The sequence below is a fragment of the Streptomyces sp. NPDC023573 genome (assembly GCF_055559735.1).
Map to the genome: position 1 here is coordinate 24,859 of NZ_JBVHKB010000018.1, position 16,448 is coordinate 41,306.

Sequence of the window (16,448 nt, forward strand, 5' to 3'; positions counted from 1 at the left end):
TACGGCCGCACGGTCGTTGGGTGACCATGCGCATCCGTATCGGCGTGGTCGTCCTCGCAGTGGTCCTGCTGATCGCCGCGTACATCTCGAACATCCCGACAGAGGCCGAGACCGAGGCGGCCTGCCGACGGGCCCTCGACAACACGTCGACGTGGACCTTCCGGCCGGACGTCTGCCTGGACGTGTCCGCGGAGACCTACCGGACGTTCCTCCTGATGTACCAGTTGCGGGAAGAGGGCCTGGACTGAGGGAGGACGGGCCTCCCGCCCGTCAGCCCTGCTGTTCCTTCCACTCCGCCTGGGCCTCGTCGAGGTCCTCGGCGAACGCGTCCAGGAAGTCCTTGGCGCTCGTCTTGCCGAGCAGCACCTTCTGGAAGCCCGATTCGCTGTCGGCCTTGGACAGGGTGTTCCAGTCCGGCAGGTAGTAGGGCAGCTGGACGATCTTCGTGTCGCCCGAGAACAGCGCCTCGGCACCGAGCTTGGTGGTCTCGGCCTCGTCGAGCCAGGGGTCCTCGGCGGCTTCCTTGTTGGCCGGGATCAGGCCCGCGGACTCGCTGAACTTGGAGTTCGAGGCGTGGGACGCGGCGAACTCGATGAACTTCCAGGCCGCCGCCTTGTTCTCGGACGACTTGAGCAGACCGAGCCCGGAGACCGGGTTGGAGACCATCACCCGGGTGCCGTCGGCAAGTTCGGGCTGCGGGATGCCGCGGAACTTGTCGGCGCCGAGCGAGCTGACGTGGTCCTGGTAGGACCCCAGGTTGTGGTTGAGCATGGCGATGCTGCCGGAGTCGAACTGAGCGACCATCTTGGTGAAGTCGTTGTTGAGGTCGGCCTCCGGGGTGGCCTTCTTGTACAGGCCCGCGTACTTCTCCAGGGCCGCCACGTTCTTCGGGTCGTTGACCGTCGTCCTCGTCCCGGACTCGTCCCAGAACGAGTCGATGCCCGACTGCCCGTACATCGAGTCCAGCGCCTGCGCGATCGAGCCCGGGCCTCCCCGGATGGTGTAGCCGAACCGGTTCTTCTCCCGGTCCGTCAGCTTCGCGGCGGACCTGTAGAAGTCGTCCCAGGTGTCCGGCTCGCCCAGCCCCGCCTTCTTGAACAGGTCCGTGCGGTAGTAGAGGACGCCGTTGGTGGCGGAGATCGGCACCGTGTACATCTCGTCCCGGCCGGCGGCGCTCCGTACGTTCTCGATCATCGCCTCGTTGAGCTTGCCCTTGAGGGAGCTCGCCGCGACCCGGTCGTCCAGCGGCTCCAGTGCGTCCTGCGCGGTGATCCCGGCGACCATGGCGGCACCCACGCCCCCGACGTCCGGCAGACCTCCGCCCTGGATGGCGGTGTCGTACTTGGACTGGGCTTCGGTGGACGCGATTCCCACGTACTGCACGTCGATGTCCGGGTTCGCCTTCTCGAAGTCGGCGATGATCTCCTTCCAGATCGCCGTACGGACCCCGCCGTTCTCGTCCCAGAACACGATCTTCCCGGTGCCCGAGCCCTCCGCGCCTTTCGCGCCGGCGATACCGCTGCCGTCGTCACCGCAGGCGGTGGCGGTGAGGGCGAGGGCGGAGGCCAGGGATATCGCGGCGGCGAGACGGCTGTTGCGGGGTGTGATCATCGTCGGCTCTCTTCTCTGGGTGCTCACCTGCGGGGCGCTCGACAACCTGCCACCGCGACGGAGCCGTGGGGGGACGCTCGGATCTCATATCGCGTCTCATATATGACATACGAAGGCAACGCGAAGAACGTAAAGTCGGCCGGCTCCCGGGGTCAATGCCCGTGCATCAGAAAATTGCGTATTGCATCATGCATACGATGTGCCTTATGCATTTTGCCGGAACCATACGATGAAGGCAGCACGCACAACGGCACGACGAGACACCGGCCTCGCCCGGCAGGAAGCAGGAGGTGCCCGAAGCATGAACAGGGCAACGCAAGAGGTCGAGTACGAGCAGATGCTGCTCAGCCGTCACGGCCTGCTGACGCACAGAAAGGGGCGCCGCAAGGACGGCCTCCTGGAGCGGAGCGCGTACGTCCTGCTCAGCCGCATCCGCGTCCAGGGACCGATGTCCGTCGGCGAGCTCAGTGAGGCCTTCGACCTCGACGTCTCCACCCTCAACCGGCAGACCGCCGCGGTCATGCGCGCCGGCTTCGTGGAGCGCATCCCGGATCCGGACGGGGGCATGGCCCGCAAGTTCCGCATCACCGAGGAGGGCGCGAGGACCCTCGACTCGGAACGCGAGGGCATGGTCAGCTCACTGCAGCGGGTCATGGCCGACTGGCCCGAGGAGGACATCGCCGCATTCGCCGGCTATCTGCGCCGCTTCAACACCGACCTCGAACGCCTCGGCGGCCGCCCCTGGCCACGGCCCTGAGCCTCCGCACGGAGACAGGGGTTCCTACGCCTCGCCCCCTCTGCTTGCCGCCGATCGGCGACACCCCGATACCAACCCGCAGGAGCAGGCGAGGCGTAGGACTGCGAACGGTATGCCGGGGCCATTACTGGGGCGTTACACGCTGACCGGTGTGGCCCATCCGGACGTTCGAGGGGCTGTGGCGTGGGCGGTCCCGGCGGACGTTCCGGTGGCTTTCGCGCCAATGCCTGAGCCGGCGAGCCCCCGGTGATGGGGGCCCGCCGGCTCGGAGGGTGCGGGATGTCAGGCGTTGTCGATGGTCAGGGTGATGGCCGAACGGATGGCGGTGTAGGAGCCGGACACCTCGTTGCCGACGAGGCCGGCCGCGCGGTCGGTGCCGTACGCGTCGAACGGCAGGGTGACGATCTCGTCCTTGCCGTCGCCGTCGAGGTCGGCCACGAAGTGCTCGCGCGCCCCCCAGGCGTTGAAGCCGGTGACGGCCGACTGGTGGGACTCGCTGCCTGCCTTCAGGACCTCAGGGTTGTACAGCGCGACGAACGTGTCGCCGCTCCGCACGAGGATGCGGGCGCCGCCGGGGCCCGTGGCGAAGGAACCGCTGCGGATCTCGGCGATGGCACGGGCGTGGCCGTCCACGCCGTCGGCGCCGTAGGTGCGGAGCGAGGCGAGGCTGTTCTCGACCAGGCCCTCGGGACCCGTGGTCCAGTTGGCGAGGGTGGCGTAGCCGCCGGCCTCCGCCTCGTGCAGGAGCTCGCCGGTGCGGCCGTCGCGGATCTGGACCATGTTGGTCAGCTGGTTGGGCGGCAGCTGCTCGGAGTTGCCGCGCACCACGTAGGTGAAGACCACCGCGTGACCGTCGGCGTAGGGGATGCCGGACGAGGCGAACGTCCCGGCGCGCAGCGGCACACCGAGGATGTTGCCCTGGCTGGTGCTGGGTGCCTTCGGGGTGAACGACCAGGCGGCGGAGCCGTTCTTGCCGTTCAGCGCTACGCCGCCCACGGCGACGGGAGCGACGGGGCTCTGGCCGCGGGACTGGTACTGGGCGTAGACCTTGCCGTCGGCGGCCGACAGGTCGGCGAACGCCGGGGTGCCGATCTCCGCCGGGACCGCGTACTCCCACTTCAGGGAGCCGTCGCCCTCGTAGGCGCGGACCTTGTCGGTCGCCACGGTGACCTCGGCGGTGCCGTCGCCGTCGAGGTCGGAGGCGACCACGTTACGGACGTACTCGCCGGCGCCGGCCTCGATGACGGTCCGGACCTTGCCGGTGCGCGCGTCGACGATCGCGGTCGCCGTGCTCGCGGCGACGATCAGCTCGTCGCGGCCGTCACCGGTGGTGTCGGCCTTGATGACCTGGACCACGCGGCCGGGTAGCGTCGCCGTCCACAGCCGCTTCGGCTGCCCGGCGACCATCGACGTGCCGTCGTAGGCGTACAGGCCGTTGGACGAGCCACCGAGGACGACGTCGTTCTTTTTGTCGCCGTTGACGTCCGTGGCGGCGGCGGTGGTGGGAACGCCTTCCAGGGGCTGGACGGCCTTCTGCTTGCCGTTGCCCAGGTTGTAGACGCGTACGTTCTGGTCGGTGTCGACGGTCCGTATCCGCCACGAGCCGTCCTTGAACGGCTCGGTGTACAGCGGCGAGCCGATGACGCCGCTCTTCTCCCATTTCACCGCACCCTTGGCGCCGCTGAGGACGGAGATCCTGGCGTAGTGCGAGCCGTAGCGGTTCTCGGCGGCCTGCGTGTCCGTGTCGTCCAGGTAGGAGGCGACGATCTTGCCGTCGACCGCCTTCAGGCCCCAGGCGGCGGCGACATCACCGCTGTCACCCGTCCGCTTGACGGTGCGCGCCCAGAGCAGGCTCGCGTCGTCGCCGTCCAGCGCGCGGACGCTGTTGCTGTTCATGTCGGGAACCGGGCTGTACGGAGATTCGGAGAGCGTCGACTCGCTGACCGTGTACTCCGGCTCGGAGCCGCCCTGGATGTCACCGATCTCCAGCGCGAGGGGAAGCGCGTTGATCCGCTCGGTGAGGGTGGTCCGGGTGCCGTCGGCGATGTCGTACGCGGCGATCTCGTACTTCACGCCCTCGGTGTAGTCCGACTGCTCCAGCGCCACGACGCGGTCACGCTTGGCGTCCAGGCGCAGCTGCCGTACGTAGAGGCTGCCGGTCTGCGACCACTTGACGCTACCGTCCTCGGTGTCGATCACCAGGGTGTGGCCGCTGGAAGCCTGGTCGGTGGCGTAGTCGCGGTCCTGGTTCCAGGAGGCGGCGATCAGTCCGTCGCCCAGCGGCTGGAGCGAGCCCCACTGGACGCCGGCGTAGAGCTCGGCGTCGTGCGTCCAGGTCTGCTCCGGGGTGAGCTTGCCACCGGCGAAGTCGAAGCGGATGCCGGTCAGGGTGGCCTTGGAGCCGGCCGGGGAGTTCATGTTGGAGAACGCGGAGTCCGCGATCACCAGCGTCTTGCCGACCAGTTTGACGTTGTAGGCGGCCGCGTAGAGCTTCGACCACAGCGTCTTGCCGGTGGCGCCGTCCAGGACTGTGACGAAGGTGCCGTTGGGCAGCGAGGAGCCCGGTGAGGTGAACGGGCGGTACGGGAGTACGCCGTTCTCGGCGGTGAAGACGATGTCGTCCACGCCGTCGCCGGTGAGGTCGCCGGTGGTGACACCGTCGTCGCCGGCCATGGCGAACGGGCTGATCGCGTTGAAGCCCATCACCACGGCGGGCGGGTAGGGCTCCTTGCTGCCGCGGGGGGACGGGGTGATCTGCCAGTCCGCGTCCAGGGACGTCGCGTCGCGCGACCAGAGCTGCTTGCCGTCGGCGTCGACGCGCTGGATCGGGCTGAGCCCGTTGACGCTGAAGTAGTCGCCCTTCGAGCCGCCGACCGGGAAGGTGGCGGCCATGCCCTGGGCGCCCTCGATGCCGGACTTCTTGGTCAGCTTCCAGTTGCCGGCGGCATCGGTCGACGCACCGCTGTCGGCGGCGGTGGCGTCCTCGCCCGCCGCGGAGGCGGCCTTGTCGGCGGTCTCCTTGGCTGCCTCGGCGGTCTGCCGGGCATCGCCCTGGCTCCGCCCGTCGCCGTAGACGTCCGGCATGAGACGGCCGGCCATTTCCGCGGCCTGGCTGTCGGTGAGCTTCAGGATGCCGTTGCTGTCGTCGGCGTGGACCGCCGGGGCGACGCTCAGGGCGAGGCCGGAGGCAACCAGCATGGAGGCCAGGCGCAGGCCCCGTCGTTGCGGGTTTCTCATCAGATGTCCTTCGGGGAGAAGCGGAGGGCGGTGGCGTCGCTCAGGACGGTCTCGTCGAACGAGCTGCCGAGACCGTCGGTGCCGGCCTGGTTCTCGATGCCGGTGGTGGCCGAACCGCCACGCTGGGACGCGGCACTGCCGATGCCCTTGTACTGGAGGGTGACGGCGCCGGTGGCCTCGTCGAAGAGGGCCTCGAAGGAGACGCGCACCGAGGTGTCGGAGGCGAAGGCGGCGTTGTTCCACACGATGGCGAACTGACGGGAACCGGTCTTGCCGGTGACGGCGGTCTGGACGCTCGACTTCTTGTCCAGGGTCAGGTCGTCCCAGAAGGCGGCGACGACGCCGTTGGGCTGGGCGGACGCCGGCAGCGCGGTGTTGGCGTAGTCGCCCAGGCGCGGCTGGAGGAAGTTGACCAGGCCGTTGGTGGTGACGGAGGCGCTGGTGTAGCTCACGCCGTAGTGGCGCACCGGGAACGGCAGGCTGATCTTCGTGGCGTCCTCGTCACCGGTCAGGGCGATGCTCTTCGAGCCCTTGACCCAGGAGGAGGCGACGGGGGCGCAGGAGTAGGTGCCGCCCGCGTCCGTGCGGTTGGGCAGCTTGACGTCCGCCGTCTCGTCGCCGTCGACCTCGAGCGCGCCGGTGTGGACGCCGTTGCACACGACCGGGGCGGCCGGGGTGACCGACAGCGTGTAGGCGCCCTCGGCGACCTTCGGCAGGGTGTACAGGCCCTGGCTGTCGGTGGTGACCGCCGCGACGGGCGTGCCGGTCACGGAGACGGTGGCCTTCGCGAGCGGTCGGCCGGTGACGTCGAGGACCTTGCCGGTCACCTGGTGCGCGGGCACGGCGGTGAGCGCGAGGTCCTGCGTCAGGGGCTGGCCCATGGTCAGTTCGACGCCCGGGACCGTCCGGGTCACATAGCCGTAGGAGCCGGTCGAGAAGCTGTAGGTGCCCGGGAGCAGCGACAGCCGGTAGGAGCCGTCGGCACCGGTGGTCACCGAGCGGTTCGTGGTGGTGTTCGTCGCCTTGACGGTGACGCCCGACAGCGCGGCGCCGCTCGCCTTGTCCGTGATCTTCCCGGACACCGTCACCGCGGTGTGCGGGGCCTTCTCCACGGACGCGAAGATGTCGAGCTTGCCCTCGCCCCACACGTTGTTCATGCCGGCGGTGCCGCCGCAGTGCGTGTCCTCGACGTCGCGCGCGCCCTCGTTCAGGAGTGCGCGGGTGCCCTCGATGTCACCGATGAGCGAGGGGGCCGCGGACCACAGCAGCGCGACCGCGCCCGCGACGTGCGGCGTCGCCATCGACGTACCGCTGATGGTGTTGTACGTCGAGCCGGGCCAGGTGGCCGTGACGTCGACGCCCGGTGCCGAGATGTTCGGCTTCGCGAGGCCGTCGATCGGGGACGGGCCGAATCCGGAGAACTTGGCGATCTTGCCGGCGGAGTCGTACGCGCCCACGCCGTAGGACGCGACCTGCGAGCCCGGCGGGTGCGTGGTGGAGCAGGTGACACCGTCACCGTCGTTGCCGGCCGCGAACGCCTCGAAGATACCCGCGGAGTTCCAGGCCTCGACGATCTCCTTGTAGAAGGTGTTGTCGTCACCGCCCCAGGAGTTGTTGACGATGTTCGGCGCGAGGTCCGGGCGCGGGTTCTGCCCGTTCTGGTCGGTCGGCGCGAGGATCCACTGGCCGGCCTTGAGGAGGTAGTCGTCCGTGCACTTGTCGGACTCGCAGCCCTTGGCCGCGATCCACGTCGCGTCGGGGGCGACACCGATGCCGTTCTTGCCGACCATCGTGCCCATGGTGTGGGTGCCGTGGCCGTTGTTGTCGCACGGCTTGCCGGAGGTGCCGCAAGCCCCGGACGGGTCGTAGAAGTTGTAGTCGTGCGTGAACGAGCCGTCGCCGTTGTTGCCCCGGTACTGCCGCACCAGGTCCGGGTGGTCGTACTGCACGCCCGAGTCGACGTTGGCGATGACGATGCCCTCGCCGCGGTTGTCGTACTGCGACCAGACCTGGTCGGCCTTGATGTCCTTGACGCCCCACTCCGGGGTGTCGTCGCCCGTGGCGGAGGAGTCGGTCCCGGCCGCGGTGCGCGAGGCGGTGACCTTCGCGTCGGACGTCTCGATGTCGTCGAGCTCGTACGTCCGCGCCTTGACGATCCGGGCCACGTCGGACCGCTTCGCCAGCTCGTCCACCAGCGCCTGGTCGCCGGTCACCTGGACCGTGTTGGCGATCCAGTAGTCCTGGTGACCCACCTTCTTCCTGTCGAGGAAGGCGGTGAGCGAGCGCTGGCCCTTGTTCGCGGTGTCGCGCAGCGCCTTGTAGGCGGCCTGGGCCGCCTGGGCGTGGGTCGTCTTGCGCTTGGCGGCCGTGAGGTCGGCCTGGTCCTTGAGCACGACGAAGAAGCGGGCGTCCGCGCCGTTACGCACGGCGGACGCGAGTCCGGCGTCGATCTTGGCCGACGCGGGGCTCGACGGTGCGGAGTCGGCGGAGTCGGCAAGGGCGGGTACGGGGCCGGCCAGCAGCGCGGCAGCCGCGCTGAGCGCGGCCACCGTCCACACGGCGCGTCTACGCCTGGGCGATCGGGTCAGGTGCATCGAGGCACTCCTCGGGGGAAGGCATTCGGGTGCCCGGACCCTAGGAGGCCGCCGTTACTCAGCCATTACAGACCACTTGTTTTCGCCATATCCGTGCCGGCGCGACCCCCGGCAGCGCCGGCACGATCGCCCCGGGCAGCGCCCGGACCGCCCTCCCGCGAGAGCACGACGCGGCCGTCCAAGAGCCCCGGAACGACGAAGCGCCCCGACTGGATGAAGTAAGTCGAGGCGCTACGCAGCAGGTCAGAAGGATCTTTCGTCCCTGCAACAGGTAGGCCGTGTGGGACTCGAACCCACAACCAACGGATTAAGAGTCCCGACAGAGTCCTGCCGGGACTTCCGTGGGCTTCCCCGTTGGTCCGGAAGCAGTGGCTTCTGCTGTCCGATCCGCGGTTGTGCGTGCCGTGTCAGGACGTCCGCGCACGCATCGCTCACGCAGCCAGGGCTTCATCGAAAATGGCTGGGCAACATGTGCAACCCGGGGCCCGCACGGATCGCGAACGACCGACCAGCGACAGAAACGCCATTACCCAACCCGGGGTGTGCGGAGCGATCTTGGTGACACCTCCTCAACCGGGACCGGCAGAACAAGGAACAAAACGCCATGAACGCGGTCTGCCGCGTGCCCGATATTGGCCCCAGCTCGCGGGCCGCTACGAGGCCACTGTCCTCGTAGCGGCCATCAATGAATGGCTGTGACCAGCTCAACGAGGGGCGATGGATGTCTGTGGAGTTGTGGAGGTTCAGGTGTTGATGGCGTGTTCGACGAACTGGCCGCAGGCGCGGAACCCCAAGCGGCGGTACACGGGTTCGCCGTCGGCCGACGCCTGCAGGACCGCGATGTGGTGGTCTCGCTCGCGGGCAGCGTGAAGGGCCGCGAGCGTGACGGCTCCGCCGTAGCCGCGCCGGCGCTGGGCGGCCAGGGTGGAGATGTTGTAGATGCCGGCGACTCCCGCGTGGTGGAACACCTCGGCGGAGCAGACCGGACGGTTCTCCACATAGCCCACCAGGTACCGGGCCGGGCAGGTCGCGGCCAGCGCCTGGGAAGCAGCCCGGGCGAAGAAGCCACGAACGGTTTCGGCGGGTGGATTCCAGTTCGCGGCGAGGACCGTGGCGTAGTCGGCGAGCTGTTCGGGCGTGGTCACCGTTCGGATGTCCAGACCCGGGACTGAGGGACTCGGCAGGGTGTCGTCCAGCTCGGCCCACATCGCCGTCTCACGCTCGGACACCGGCAGACCGGCCGCGGTCAGGCGGGTGGTGAGGTCTGTCGGTGTCGAGGCAGGTCCCACCCACCAGGAGAAGCCGCGGCCGGTGCCGGCCAGCGACCCGACAGTCTCGGAGATGCGGACCGCGGCGTCGCCGACGGTGAAGCGGGCCGCGGCGACGATGTTGAACGTGTCGTCGTCCAGGCCGCTGTCTGCGACCAGGAGGTCATCGGTCTCCGTGACGGTCGCACCGGACGTGCTCCGGTGCAGATGGCAGGCGTGTTCCGCCAGGTTCCGTTCCATCCTGTCCGTCAAGTCGGCTTCATCGAGAAAGTAATCATTCATAGGGATCGATACCAGCACGACCGGGCAGTTCTTCATACGGGCAAAGGTGTGCTCGACGCGGGCGCGGACGCGCCGGTGTTCGGCGTTGTCCTCCTCCTGGCCGTGCAGGAGTGGGCGTCCGGCTCTTCTGCGGTGCGGGACGATCAAGCCGGTTCCCAGGTAGGCGCCGTCTGCGATGACCGTTGTCCCGGCCGCGATGGCGGCTTTTGCGTGCATGTCTACCCGTCGGGCAGTCAGCTTCATGAAAGCGCGAGGCTAGCGTCCGCGCCTCGCGGCCCCAGCTGGCCAGACCACGTCGACCATCATCCCGGCCTGTCGGGCTTGCCCCACAGTGTCGGCAGTTCCGCCGCCCTTGCCCGAAGGAGGTGTGCCGTCCCACACCGCGACGAGGCGATCCGCGCGGCGCAGCAGCTCGGCGTTCGCCGCCTCGTAGGCAGACCGGTTCGCCGTCGTGTGAGGCAGCGTCACCACCTCCCCGGCCGTCTCGACCAGGTGGTCGAAGACGGCGGCGTGGGCCGGCTTGACCTTCGTGGCGCGGTAGTCCTCGGAGGGGATCACGACGACCAGGCGGCCTCCGATCGCGGTCACCTCTTCCGCGAAGAGGCTGTCTGACCCCGCGGCAATGCACGACACCCCGGTCAGGTCACCGCTGTACTTGGCGAGCACGTCTCGCAGGGCGGCCCGTACCAGGGGCACGGTCTCGTCGGTCAGGTCCATGTGCCCGGTCACGGCAAGTGTCGTCATGCGCCCGTTCCTCAGCTCGACAGCAGGTCGCGGATACTATCCCGTGCCTCACGCACCGGGCGTGAAGCGCTGTGTCCCACGGTGTGGGGATACAGCTGCCCAAGCTGTGCACGGACACGCCCCGACTGCGTACCTCGCGCGGCCTGCACCGCCAGGACAGTTTCAGCGGCCGCGCCTTGGACGTCACCGGCAAGGAACTGGCACTCCGCCAGACCGATGCGGTCGAGCGCGTGGGAACGCCCGGCCTCGGCACCCCGGGATACCAGGGCGGCCCGGATTTGGTCCGCCGCCTGGGCGGCGTGGCGGCGTGGGTCAGTGCGGGAGAGGTCAAGTAGCCGCCCCCCGGTGACGCCCGCGAGTTCCGCCTCGTCGAAGTAGGCGATCCAGTACGGCTCGTCGCCATCCGCGCCGGCGTCGGCGAGGGCCTCGGCCGCCTTGGCAGTAGCCCGGTGGAATCCGGCGGTGCGGCCCTGAGCGGCGTAGGCCCACGCCTCGCGAGTGTGGAGCATGGCGCGGACCCGAGGGCCGATCGCGTCGCGGGCCCCCTCCTGGGCGAGGTGGATCAGCTGAAGCGCATCGTCGGCCCGGTCGCGGTAGAGCATCTGGCGGGCCATGCCGGCCAGCACGTTGGCCCCGAACACCACGTCTCCTCCGGCGTGGGCAGCACGAAGGGCGAGACGGTAGTAGTCCTGCGCTCGCCTGTGCAGGCCGGAGTCCCACGCCATGGTGGCGGCGGTGCCGGCCAGCTGCGCCATCACGCGGTACAGGCGGTCTGTCACAGCTGGGGCCTGATGGTCGTCCAGGGCCCCGGAGACCTCGGCGAGCTGGCCGAGGACCGCCTTCCTCCGCAGGCCGCCGCCGTACTGGTGGTCCCACTGGCGGAAGGCCCGCGTGGTGGTCTCCAGTTCTTCGACTTCCCGCATCCCGAGTCGGCCCGGGCGGCGTTGTCCTGGGACGGTGGCGGCCGGGACGAGCCAGCCTTCGAGGCTGTCGAGGAGGGCAGCGCCGGTTACCGCGGCACCGGCGAGTGCGCGAGTGAGGGCGCGTCGGTCCATCACGAGATCACTCCTGGTGAGGTGGGCAGCCAGGTCCACGGTGGCGTCCGGACGCCAGGGGATCTCGTCTGTGTCTGGCCGGGCACCTGACGTTTCTGGCTGGTCCTGCTGTGCTGTCGTGTGTTCGCCCTCCCAGGGGCGTGGCGCGAGCCCGAGCAGGCCGCCCGGGATGCGAATGCCGTCGGCGATCCGGCAGACGACGTCGAACGAGGTGACGCGCTGGGCCCCGCTGATGATCGTGGACACCTTGCCGGGGGTGAGCTGGCAGGCGGACGCGATGCGGTTCTGGGAGAGGCCGCCCCACTTCTTGATCAGGGTGAAGACAGCGGCGAAGTCGTGCTCGGTGAGCGCTGCCCGGACGTCAGCTCTGTCGAGCACGTCGGGGGCGAGCAGGCCAGGGGTAATGGCATCCATGGGCTGACTTCCGTTGCGATCCTATGCACGCGCGGGCGCCTTACTGGAGCGCCAACGAGTGTATTACCGCCTCGGTAACCCCCGTCGGTCATACCGCAGTTACCTCACCAAGACGACGCTGTGGTGGCGACGGAAACCGCAAACGACGCGGAGAGCCCCATGGCGATGACGATGAAGGTGTACGAGGTGAACCGCGACGGCGGTCTCCGGGTGCTGCAACCGGAAGCTGAGGTGGTCCCCCTCGAACGACCCGAGACCACCGACCGGTTCCCGGCCTGCGAGTGCCCACGGTGCAAGGGACGGCCGTGACCGCCACCCGGGAACTCCCCCCACTCGAAACTCTCACGTGGGGCCAGTCCTCCGGCCGGGCCTGCGTCTGGTGCAAGAGGCTGCTCACGACCGGCGCCGTAAGCGCCGGCACCATCCGATGCCGCGACGGCGCCCACGTCCTCGACACCGAGGTCTGGGCCTGCCCCGAGTGCGACGCCGGAGAAACCCCACACACTTCCGCCCGGCCTGCCGGCCAGGCGGGACCGCCCCGGCACCGGGGCACGTCCACCACAGGAGGAAGCACATGACCATCGCGTTGGAGCGTCCCGTGGGCACCACCGACCCGGCGACCCTCGTCGACCCCGAGATGTTGGAGCGGCTCGCCGCCCGCATCACCAAGGACCAGCCCGGCACCGACCTGCCCACCGCCCGCCGCATCGTCGGACAGGCCGCGGCCTTCCTCGCCGCGAGTTCGGCCCTGCCCGACGCCGCGCTGTCGCCGAGCAAAGCCGTGGACGTCGGCTGGCACACATGGATCCTCCACACCGTCGACTACACCGAGTTCTGCGACCGCGTGGCCGGACGGTTCATCCACCACGTCCCCACGCCGGAAGGCGAGAGCGTCGAAGGCGGGTCCGCAGCCCGGCAGCGCACCCTCGGCGCCATGGCGGCCGCGGGGTTCCGGATCGACCACGATCTGTGGCCCGATGCCGCCATGATGGGCGAGTGCTCCCAGTGTCACGCGGGTTGCACCGACAGCCCGAACGGCGGCAAGAAGTCTGCGTAGTACCACCCCTGTAGCCGGCCGCCCGGTACACAACCGGGCGGCCGGCCCCATGAACGGAGCAACAGTGACCGAGACCAAGGCATGGGACACGTACTCACGGCAGAAACCAGAGCGGCGCCCGGTGAACGCGTCGGGCGAGACGACCTGGTTCAACTGGACGCAGTACCCCGACCACGGCCCCGGCGCCGAAGTCCTCGGAGCCCGCCCCGGCTCGGCCGTCCTCGACCTGGGCTGCGGCAAGGGCGGCAACCTCGCCCACCTCGCGACCCTCGGCGCCCACGCGGTAGGGGTCGACGTCTCGCTCGCTCAAATCAAGGCGGCCGGCGCCCGCTGGTCCGACACGCAGATGACACTGCACCGCACCGAGGCGACCCGCTTCCTCGAGGAGTCCGGGGGCGGCTTCGACTCCGTGTTCTCCGTGTTCGGCGCCATCTGGTTCACCGACCCCGCGGTCCTACTGCCCGCGATCCGCCGTCGGCTGCGCCCGGGCGGTGTCCTGGCGTTCTCGCAGCGGCCGCCGATCGAGGGCTGCTACGGGTGCCAGGCGTCGTACATCAACCGCTCCGAGGACGAGGACCCGCTCGTCGTGAAGCGCTGGGACTACGAACCCGACCGGTGGGTGGAGCTCCTCATTGAGCACGGCTTCACCTCGGCAACCGCCCGAGTCCTGCCTGCCCCGCCCGGGCCGAGAAAAGTCGGCACGCTCCTCGTCCGTGCCCACGGGTAGGCGGCAGCGAGACCTGGAAGCCCCGGTCGCACGCGCGGACGGGGCTTCGCTATGTCCTGACGAGGTCGGCAAGCGGTACGCCGATCGCGTCGGCGATGCAGATGAGGGAGTCCGGCACGGGGCTGCTGTACCCCGCTCGATCCGGTTGTAGGCCGCCAGGCCGATGCCCGCCCGGAGGGAGACCTGTTCCTGGGTGAGGTTGGCGTGCAGGCGTACGGCCCTGATCCGGTCGCCGACGGCCCGGCGTCTGGCGATGACGCGGTCGCGGTTCAGCGCTGTCGTGCACCTGCCTACGTTCGCTGGACCTGCAGCCTCCCCCGAGGCCGTAGGGTTCTTCTACTCGAAGAAGTGACGCCGGAGCCCCGATCGCACGCCAGCGGTCGGGGCTCCAGCGTGCCCGCGGCCGGCCCTTCGGGCCAGCAGCGCTCACGCAAGCAGCTCGGAACAGAGAGGAACCCCAGCTCCTATGCGCTCTGAGCTGGGGTTCAGTGGTAGGCCGTGTGGGACTCGAACCCACAACCAACGGATTAAAAGTCCGCTGCTCTGACCAATTGAGCTAACGGCCCCTGATGGATCACCCCCGAGCATAGCTGCCCCGGGCCCGGCAGCCGATCGGGTATCGGGTGCCGGGCCCTGTCAGGGGCGGGGCGGCCCGGTCAGTCCGTGCTCGTGCGCTTGTGATCCGGGGCCTGCGGCTTGAGGAACCAGTGGCGGGCCGAGACCAGCCACCAGACCGCGGCGAAGCCGAGCACCACCAGCACGGCCAGCGGCGCGTAGTTGAAGCTCTCCCAGGTGACCGGGGAGACCTGGGGCAGCATGAAGAGCACCGTGATCACCCCGACCCAGACCACCGCGACGACGCCGATGGGCCGGGACCACCGGCCCAGGTGCCAGGGCCCCCGCACGAAGTCGTCGCCCCGCAGCAGCCTGAGCAGCGTGGGAATGACGTAGGCGATGTAGAGGCCGATGACCGCGATGGACGTCACGGCGGCGTAGGCGGTGACGTTGATGAGGTAGGGCAGGCCGAGGGCCAGGGCGCCGAGAGCGGCCAGCCAGACCGCCGCGACGGGCGTGCGGGTACGGGGGCTGACCGTGTGCCAGACCCGGGAGAAGGGCAGCGCCCCGTCGCGCGAGAAGGCGTAGATCATGCGGCTGTTGGCAGTCACCGAGGCCATCCCGCAGAACAGCTGGGCCCCGATCACCACGAGCAGCAGGAGCTTGCCCGTGGTGGCTCCCAGCGCGTCCAGGAGGATCTGGGCGGGCGGGGCGCCGGTCGGGGAGTTCAGCGCCCCGTCGTACGACTGTATGGCGAAGGTGAAGCCCAGCAGGAGTACGAAGCCGGCGATCCAGGACGTCCAGATCGACCGCACGATGCCGCGCGGACCCGCCACGGCCGCGTCGTGGGTCTCCTCCGTCATGTGGGCGGAGGCGTCGTAACCCGTGAAGGTGTACTGCGCCATCAGCAGGCCGATCATCACGACGTAGAAGCCGCTGCCCCAGCCGGTGTTGTTGACGAACTCGGTGAAGACGTACGACGCCGACCGGTGCGAGTCCGGCACGAAGGTGAGCGCGCCCACGATCACGGCGACCCCGAAGACGTGCCACCACACACTGACGTTGTTGAGGACGGCGACGATGCCGACCCCGAAGGTGTTCAGCAGGCCGTGCAGGATCAGGATCGCCGCGAAGAGCAGGATCGTACGGCCGGGCGTGACCTCGAAACCGAACTGCAGGTTCAGGTACGCCCCGAGGAAGGACGCCGCCCCGAAGTCGATGCCGGCGGTGACGGCCACCTGACCGAGTACGTTGAACCAGCCGGCGAACCAGGCCCACGCCGCGGCCGAACGCGGCGGGGCGAGGCGGTGGGCCCAGAAGTACAGGCCCGCGGACGTCGGGTACGCCGAACAGATCTCGGCCATGGCCAGGCCGACGAACAGCGTCATCAGCCCGACGCCGACCCATCCCCAGGTGATGACCGCGGGACCGCCGGTGTTCATGCCGAACAGATACAGCGTCAGGCAGCCAGAGAGCACCGAGATGATCGTGAACGAGACGGCGTAGTTGGAGAAGGCGGACATCCGGCGCGCGAGCACCTGGGTGTAGCCGAGTTCCGCCAGCCGTTCCTCGTCGGAGGTGGGCGCGGAGGGCTTCGGGAGGGCATCGGGCGGTGGTTCCGCCGCCACGGCTTCGTCGTTTGTCATGCCCCCAGCGATGCCCTGGCACGGACGCCGGAAACGCCGCGGGGCCCGTACGCCACCGAAGTGACGTACGGGCCCCGCGGTCGGTCAGCCTGTCAGCCGGACTCAGCCGTTGCGCTTCCAGCGCGGCTTGTCGTCACGGCGGCCGAAGGTGCCGGTGCCGGTACCCGTGCCGGTGCCACCACGGTGGTCGTCGCGACGGCCGGTCGGGCGGTCGCCGCCGCCGGAGCGGAAGCCGCCCGAGGGGCGGTCGTCACGACGGTCGCGGTTGAACGGACGGTCGCTGCCGCCGGAGCGGAAGCCACCGGAGGGACGGTCGTCACGACGGTCGTTGCTGCGGAACGCCGGGCGGTCGTTGTCACGACGCTCGAACGAACGGCCACCACGGTCGTCCCGACGGTCACCGCCACCGGAGCGGAAGCCACCGGAGGGACGGTCGTCACGACGGTCGTTGCTGCGGAACGCCGGGCGGTCGTTGTCACGACGCTCGAACGAACGGCCACC

The 16,448-nt window shown here is 69.4% G+C and carries 11 protein-coding genes, 1 tRNA gene and 3 pseudogenes; 4 read left to right on the top strand and 11 right to left on the bottom strand.

Going from position 1 to position 16,448, the window contains the following annotated elements:
- Window positions 1-26: 26 nt before the first annotated feature.
- Complete coding sequence (locus ACZ32T_RS35145; RefSeq protein WP_356714904.1) at window positions 27-248, top strand: hypothetical protein; 222 nt, start codon at window positions 27-29, stop codon at window positions 246-248.
- Window positions 249-270: 22 nt separating this feature from the next.
- Here the strand turns inward: ACZ32T_RS35145 and ACZ32T_RS35150 are convergent, their stop codons facing one another.
- Window positions 271-1,611, bottom strand: a complete 1,341-nt coding sequence (locus ACZ32T_RS35150) for an ABC transporter substrate-binding protein (protein WP_467274255.1) — start codon at window positions 1,609-1,611, stop codon at window positions 271-273.
- A gap of 301 nt (window positions 1,612-1,912) precedes the next feature.
- On the opposite strand from ACZ32T_RS35150, the gene ACZ32T_RS35155 reads away from it, so the two are divergent.
- On the top strand, window positions 1,913-2,368 hold the full coding sequence (locus tag ACZ32T_RS35155) for a MarR family winged helix-turn-helix transcriptional regulator (RefSeq protein ID WP_467274253.1): 456 nt from the start codon (window positions 1,913-1,915) through the stop codon (window positions 2,366-2,368).
- A 282-nt stretch (window positions 2,369-2,650) separates the two neighbouring features.
- Here ACZ32T_RS35155 and ACZ32T_RS35160 read toward each other — a convergent pair whose 3' ends face one another.
- The 6 genes and pseudogenes from ACZ32T_RS35160 to ACZ32T_RS35185 all read right to left on the bottom strand — a co-directional run bounded on the left by ACZ32T_RS35160 (window position 2,651) and on the right by ACZ32T_RS35185 (window position 11,962).
- Window positions 2,651-5,605 carry a PQQ-binding-like beta-propeller repeat protein gene (locus tag ACZ32T_RS35160; protein WP_467371467.1) on the bottom strand — a complete coding sequence of 985 codons (2,955 nt, stop codon included), beginning with the start codon at window positions 5,603-5,605 and terminating at the stop codon, window positions 2,651-2,653.
- Window positions 5,605-8,199 (bottom strand): S8 family serine peptidase, encoded by a 2,595-nt coding sequence (locus ACZ32T_RS35165; protein WP_467371469.1) that lies wholly within the window; start codon window positions 8,197-8,199, stop codon window positions 5,605-5,607. Before ACZ32T_RS35165 ends, ACZ32T_RS35160 begins: the two co-directional genes overlap by 1 nt.
- 743 nt (window positions 8,200-8,942) lie before the next feature.
- Window positions 8,943-9,707, bottom strand: coding sequence for a GNAT family N-acetyltransferase (locus ACZ32T_RS35170; protein WP_467371509.1), 765 nt, complete (start codon window positions 9,705-9,707; stop codon window positions 8,943-8,945).
- A 57-nt stretch (window positions 9,708-9,764) separates the two neighbouring features.
- A pseudogene (locus tag ACZ32T_RS35175) lies at window positions 9,765-9,947 on the bottom strand (transposase family protein); the annotation flags it as partial.
- Between the two features lie 57 nt (window positions 9,948-10,004).
- A complete protein-coding gene (locus ACZ32T_RS35180) occupies window positions 10,005-10,493 on the bottom strand; it encodes a hypothetical protein (RefSeq protein ID WP_467371471.1) in 489 nt (162 codons plus the stop codon).
- Window positions 10,494-10,504: 11 nt separating this feature from the next.
- On the bottom strand, window positions 10,505-11,962 hold the full coding sequence (locus ACZ32T_RS35185; RefSeq protein WP_467371472.1) for a hypothetical protein: 1,458 nt from the start codon (window positions 11,960-11,962) through the stop codon (window positions 10,505-10,507).
- A gap of 574 nt (window positions 11,963-12,536) precedes the next feature.
- Between ACZ32T_RS35185 and ACZ32T_RS35190 the strand changes: the two genes are divergently transcribed.
- Both ACZ32T_RS35190 and ACZ32T_RS35195 read left to right on the top strand, forming a co-directional pair.
- Window positions 12,537-13,019, top strand: a complete 483-nt coding sequence (locus tag ACZ32T_RS35190) for a glycine-rich domain-containing protein (RefSeq protein ID WP_467371474.1) — start codon at window positions 12,537-12,539, stop codon at window positions 13,017-13,019.
- Window positions 13,020-13,083: 64 nt separating this feature from the next.
- Entirely contained in the window at window positions 13,084-13,746 is a 663-nt protein-coding gene (locus ACZ32T_RS35195) for a class I SAM-dependent methyltransferase (RefSeq protein WP_467371476.1), read from the top strand.
- Window positions 13,747-13,914: 168 nt separating this feature from the next.
- Here ACZ32T_RS35195 and ACZ32T_RS35200 read toward each other — a convergent pair.
- The 4 genes and pseudogenes from ACZ32T_RS35200 to ACZ32T_RS35215 all read right to left on the bottom strand — a co-directional run.
- Window positions 13,915-14,019 (bottom strand): annotated as a pseudogene (locus ACZ32T_RS35200) (helix-turn-helix domain-containing protein); the annotation flags it as partial.
- A 216-nt stretch (window positions 14,020-14,235) separates the two neighbouring features.
- Window positions 14,236-14,312 (bottom strand) — tRNA-Lys (locus ACZ32T_RS35205).
- A gap of 90 nt (window positions 14,313-14,402) precedes the next feature.
- On the bottom strand, window positions 14,403-15,947 hold the full coding sequence (locus tag ACZ32T_RS35210) for an amino acid permease (RefSeq protein WP_467371478.1): 1,545 nt from the start codon (window positions 15,945-15,947) through the stop codon (window positions 14,403-14,405).
- Between the two features lie 102 nt (window positions 15,948-16,049).
- A pseudogene (locus tag ACZ32T_RS35215) lies at window positions 16,050-16,448 on the bottom strand (DEAD/DEAH box helicase); the annotation flags it as partial.

Excerpts from the sequence above, each read along its gene's own strand:
- ACZ32T_RS35160 (WP_467371467.1), bottom strand. The coding sequence starts at position 5,605 with ATGAGAAACCCGCAACGACGGGGCCTGCGCCTGGCCTCCATGCTGGTT.
- ACZ32T_RS35165 (WP_467371469.1), bottom strand. The coding sequence starts at position 8,199 with ATGCACCTGACCCGATCGCCCAGGCGTAGACGCGCCGTGTGGACGGTG.
- ACZ32T_RS35170 (WP_467371509.1), bottom strand. The coding sequence starts at position 9,707 with ATGGAACGGAACCTGGCGGAACACGCCTGCCATCTGCACCGGAGCACG.
- ACZ32T_RS35180 (WP_467371471.1), bottom strand. The coding sequence starts at position 10,493 with ATGACGACACTTGCCGTGACCGGGCACATGGACCTGACCGACGAGACC.
- ACZ32T_RS35155 (WP_467274253.1), top strand. The coding sequence starts at position 1,913 with ATGAACAGGGCAACGCAAGAGGTCGAGTACGAGCAGATGCTGCTCAGC.
- ACZ32T_RS35210 (WP_467371478.1), bottom strand. The coding sequence starts at position 15,947 with ATGACAAACGACGAAGCCGTGGCGGCGGAACCACCGCCCGATGCCCTC.
- ACZ32T_RS35145 (WP_356714904.1), top strand. The coding sequence starts at position 27 with ATGCGCATCCGTATCGGCGTGGTCGTCCTCGCAGTGGTCCTGCTGATC.
- ACZ32T_RS35190 (WP_467371474.1), top strand. The coding sequence starts at position 12,537 with ATGACCATCGCGTTGGAGCGTCCCGTGGGCACCACCGACCCGGCGACC.
- ACZ32T_RS35150 (WP_467274255.1), bottom strand. The coding sequence starts at position 1,611 with ATGATCACACCCCGCAACAGCCGTCTCGCCGCCGCGATATCCCTGGCC.
- ACZ32T_RS35185 (WP_467371472.1), bottom strand. The coding sequence starts at position 11,962 with ATGGATGCCATTACCCCTGGCCTGCTCGCCCCCGACGTGCTCGACAGA.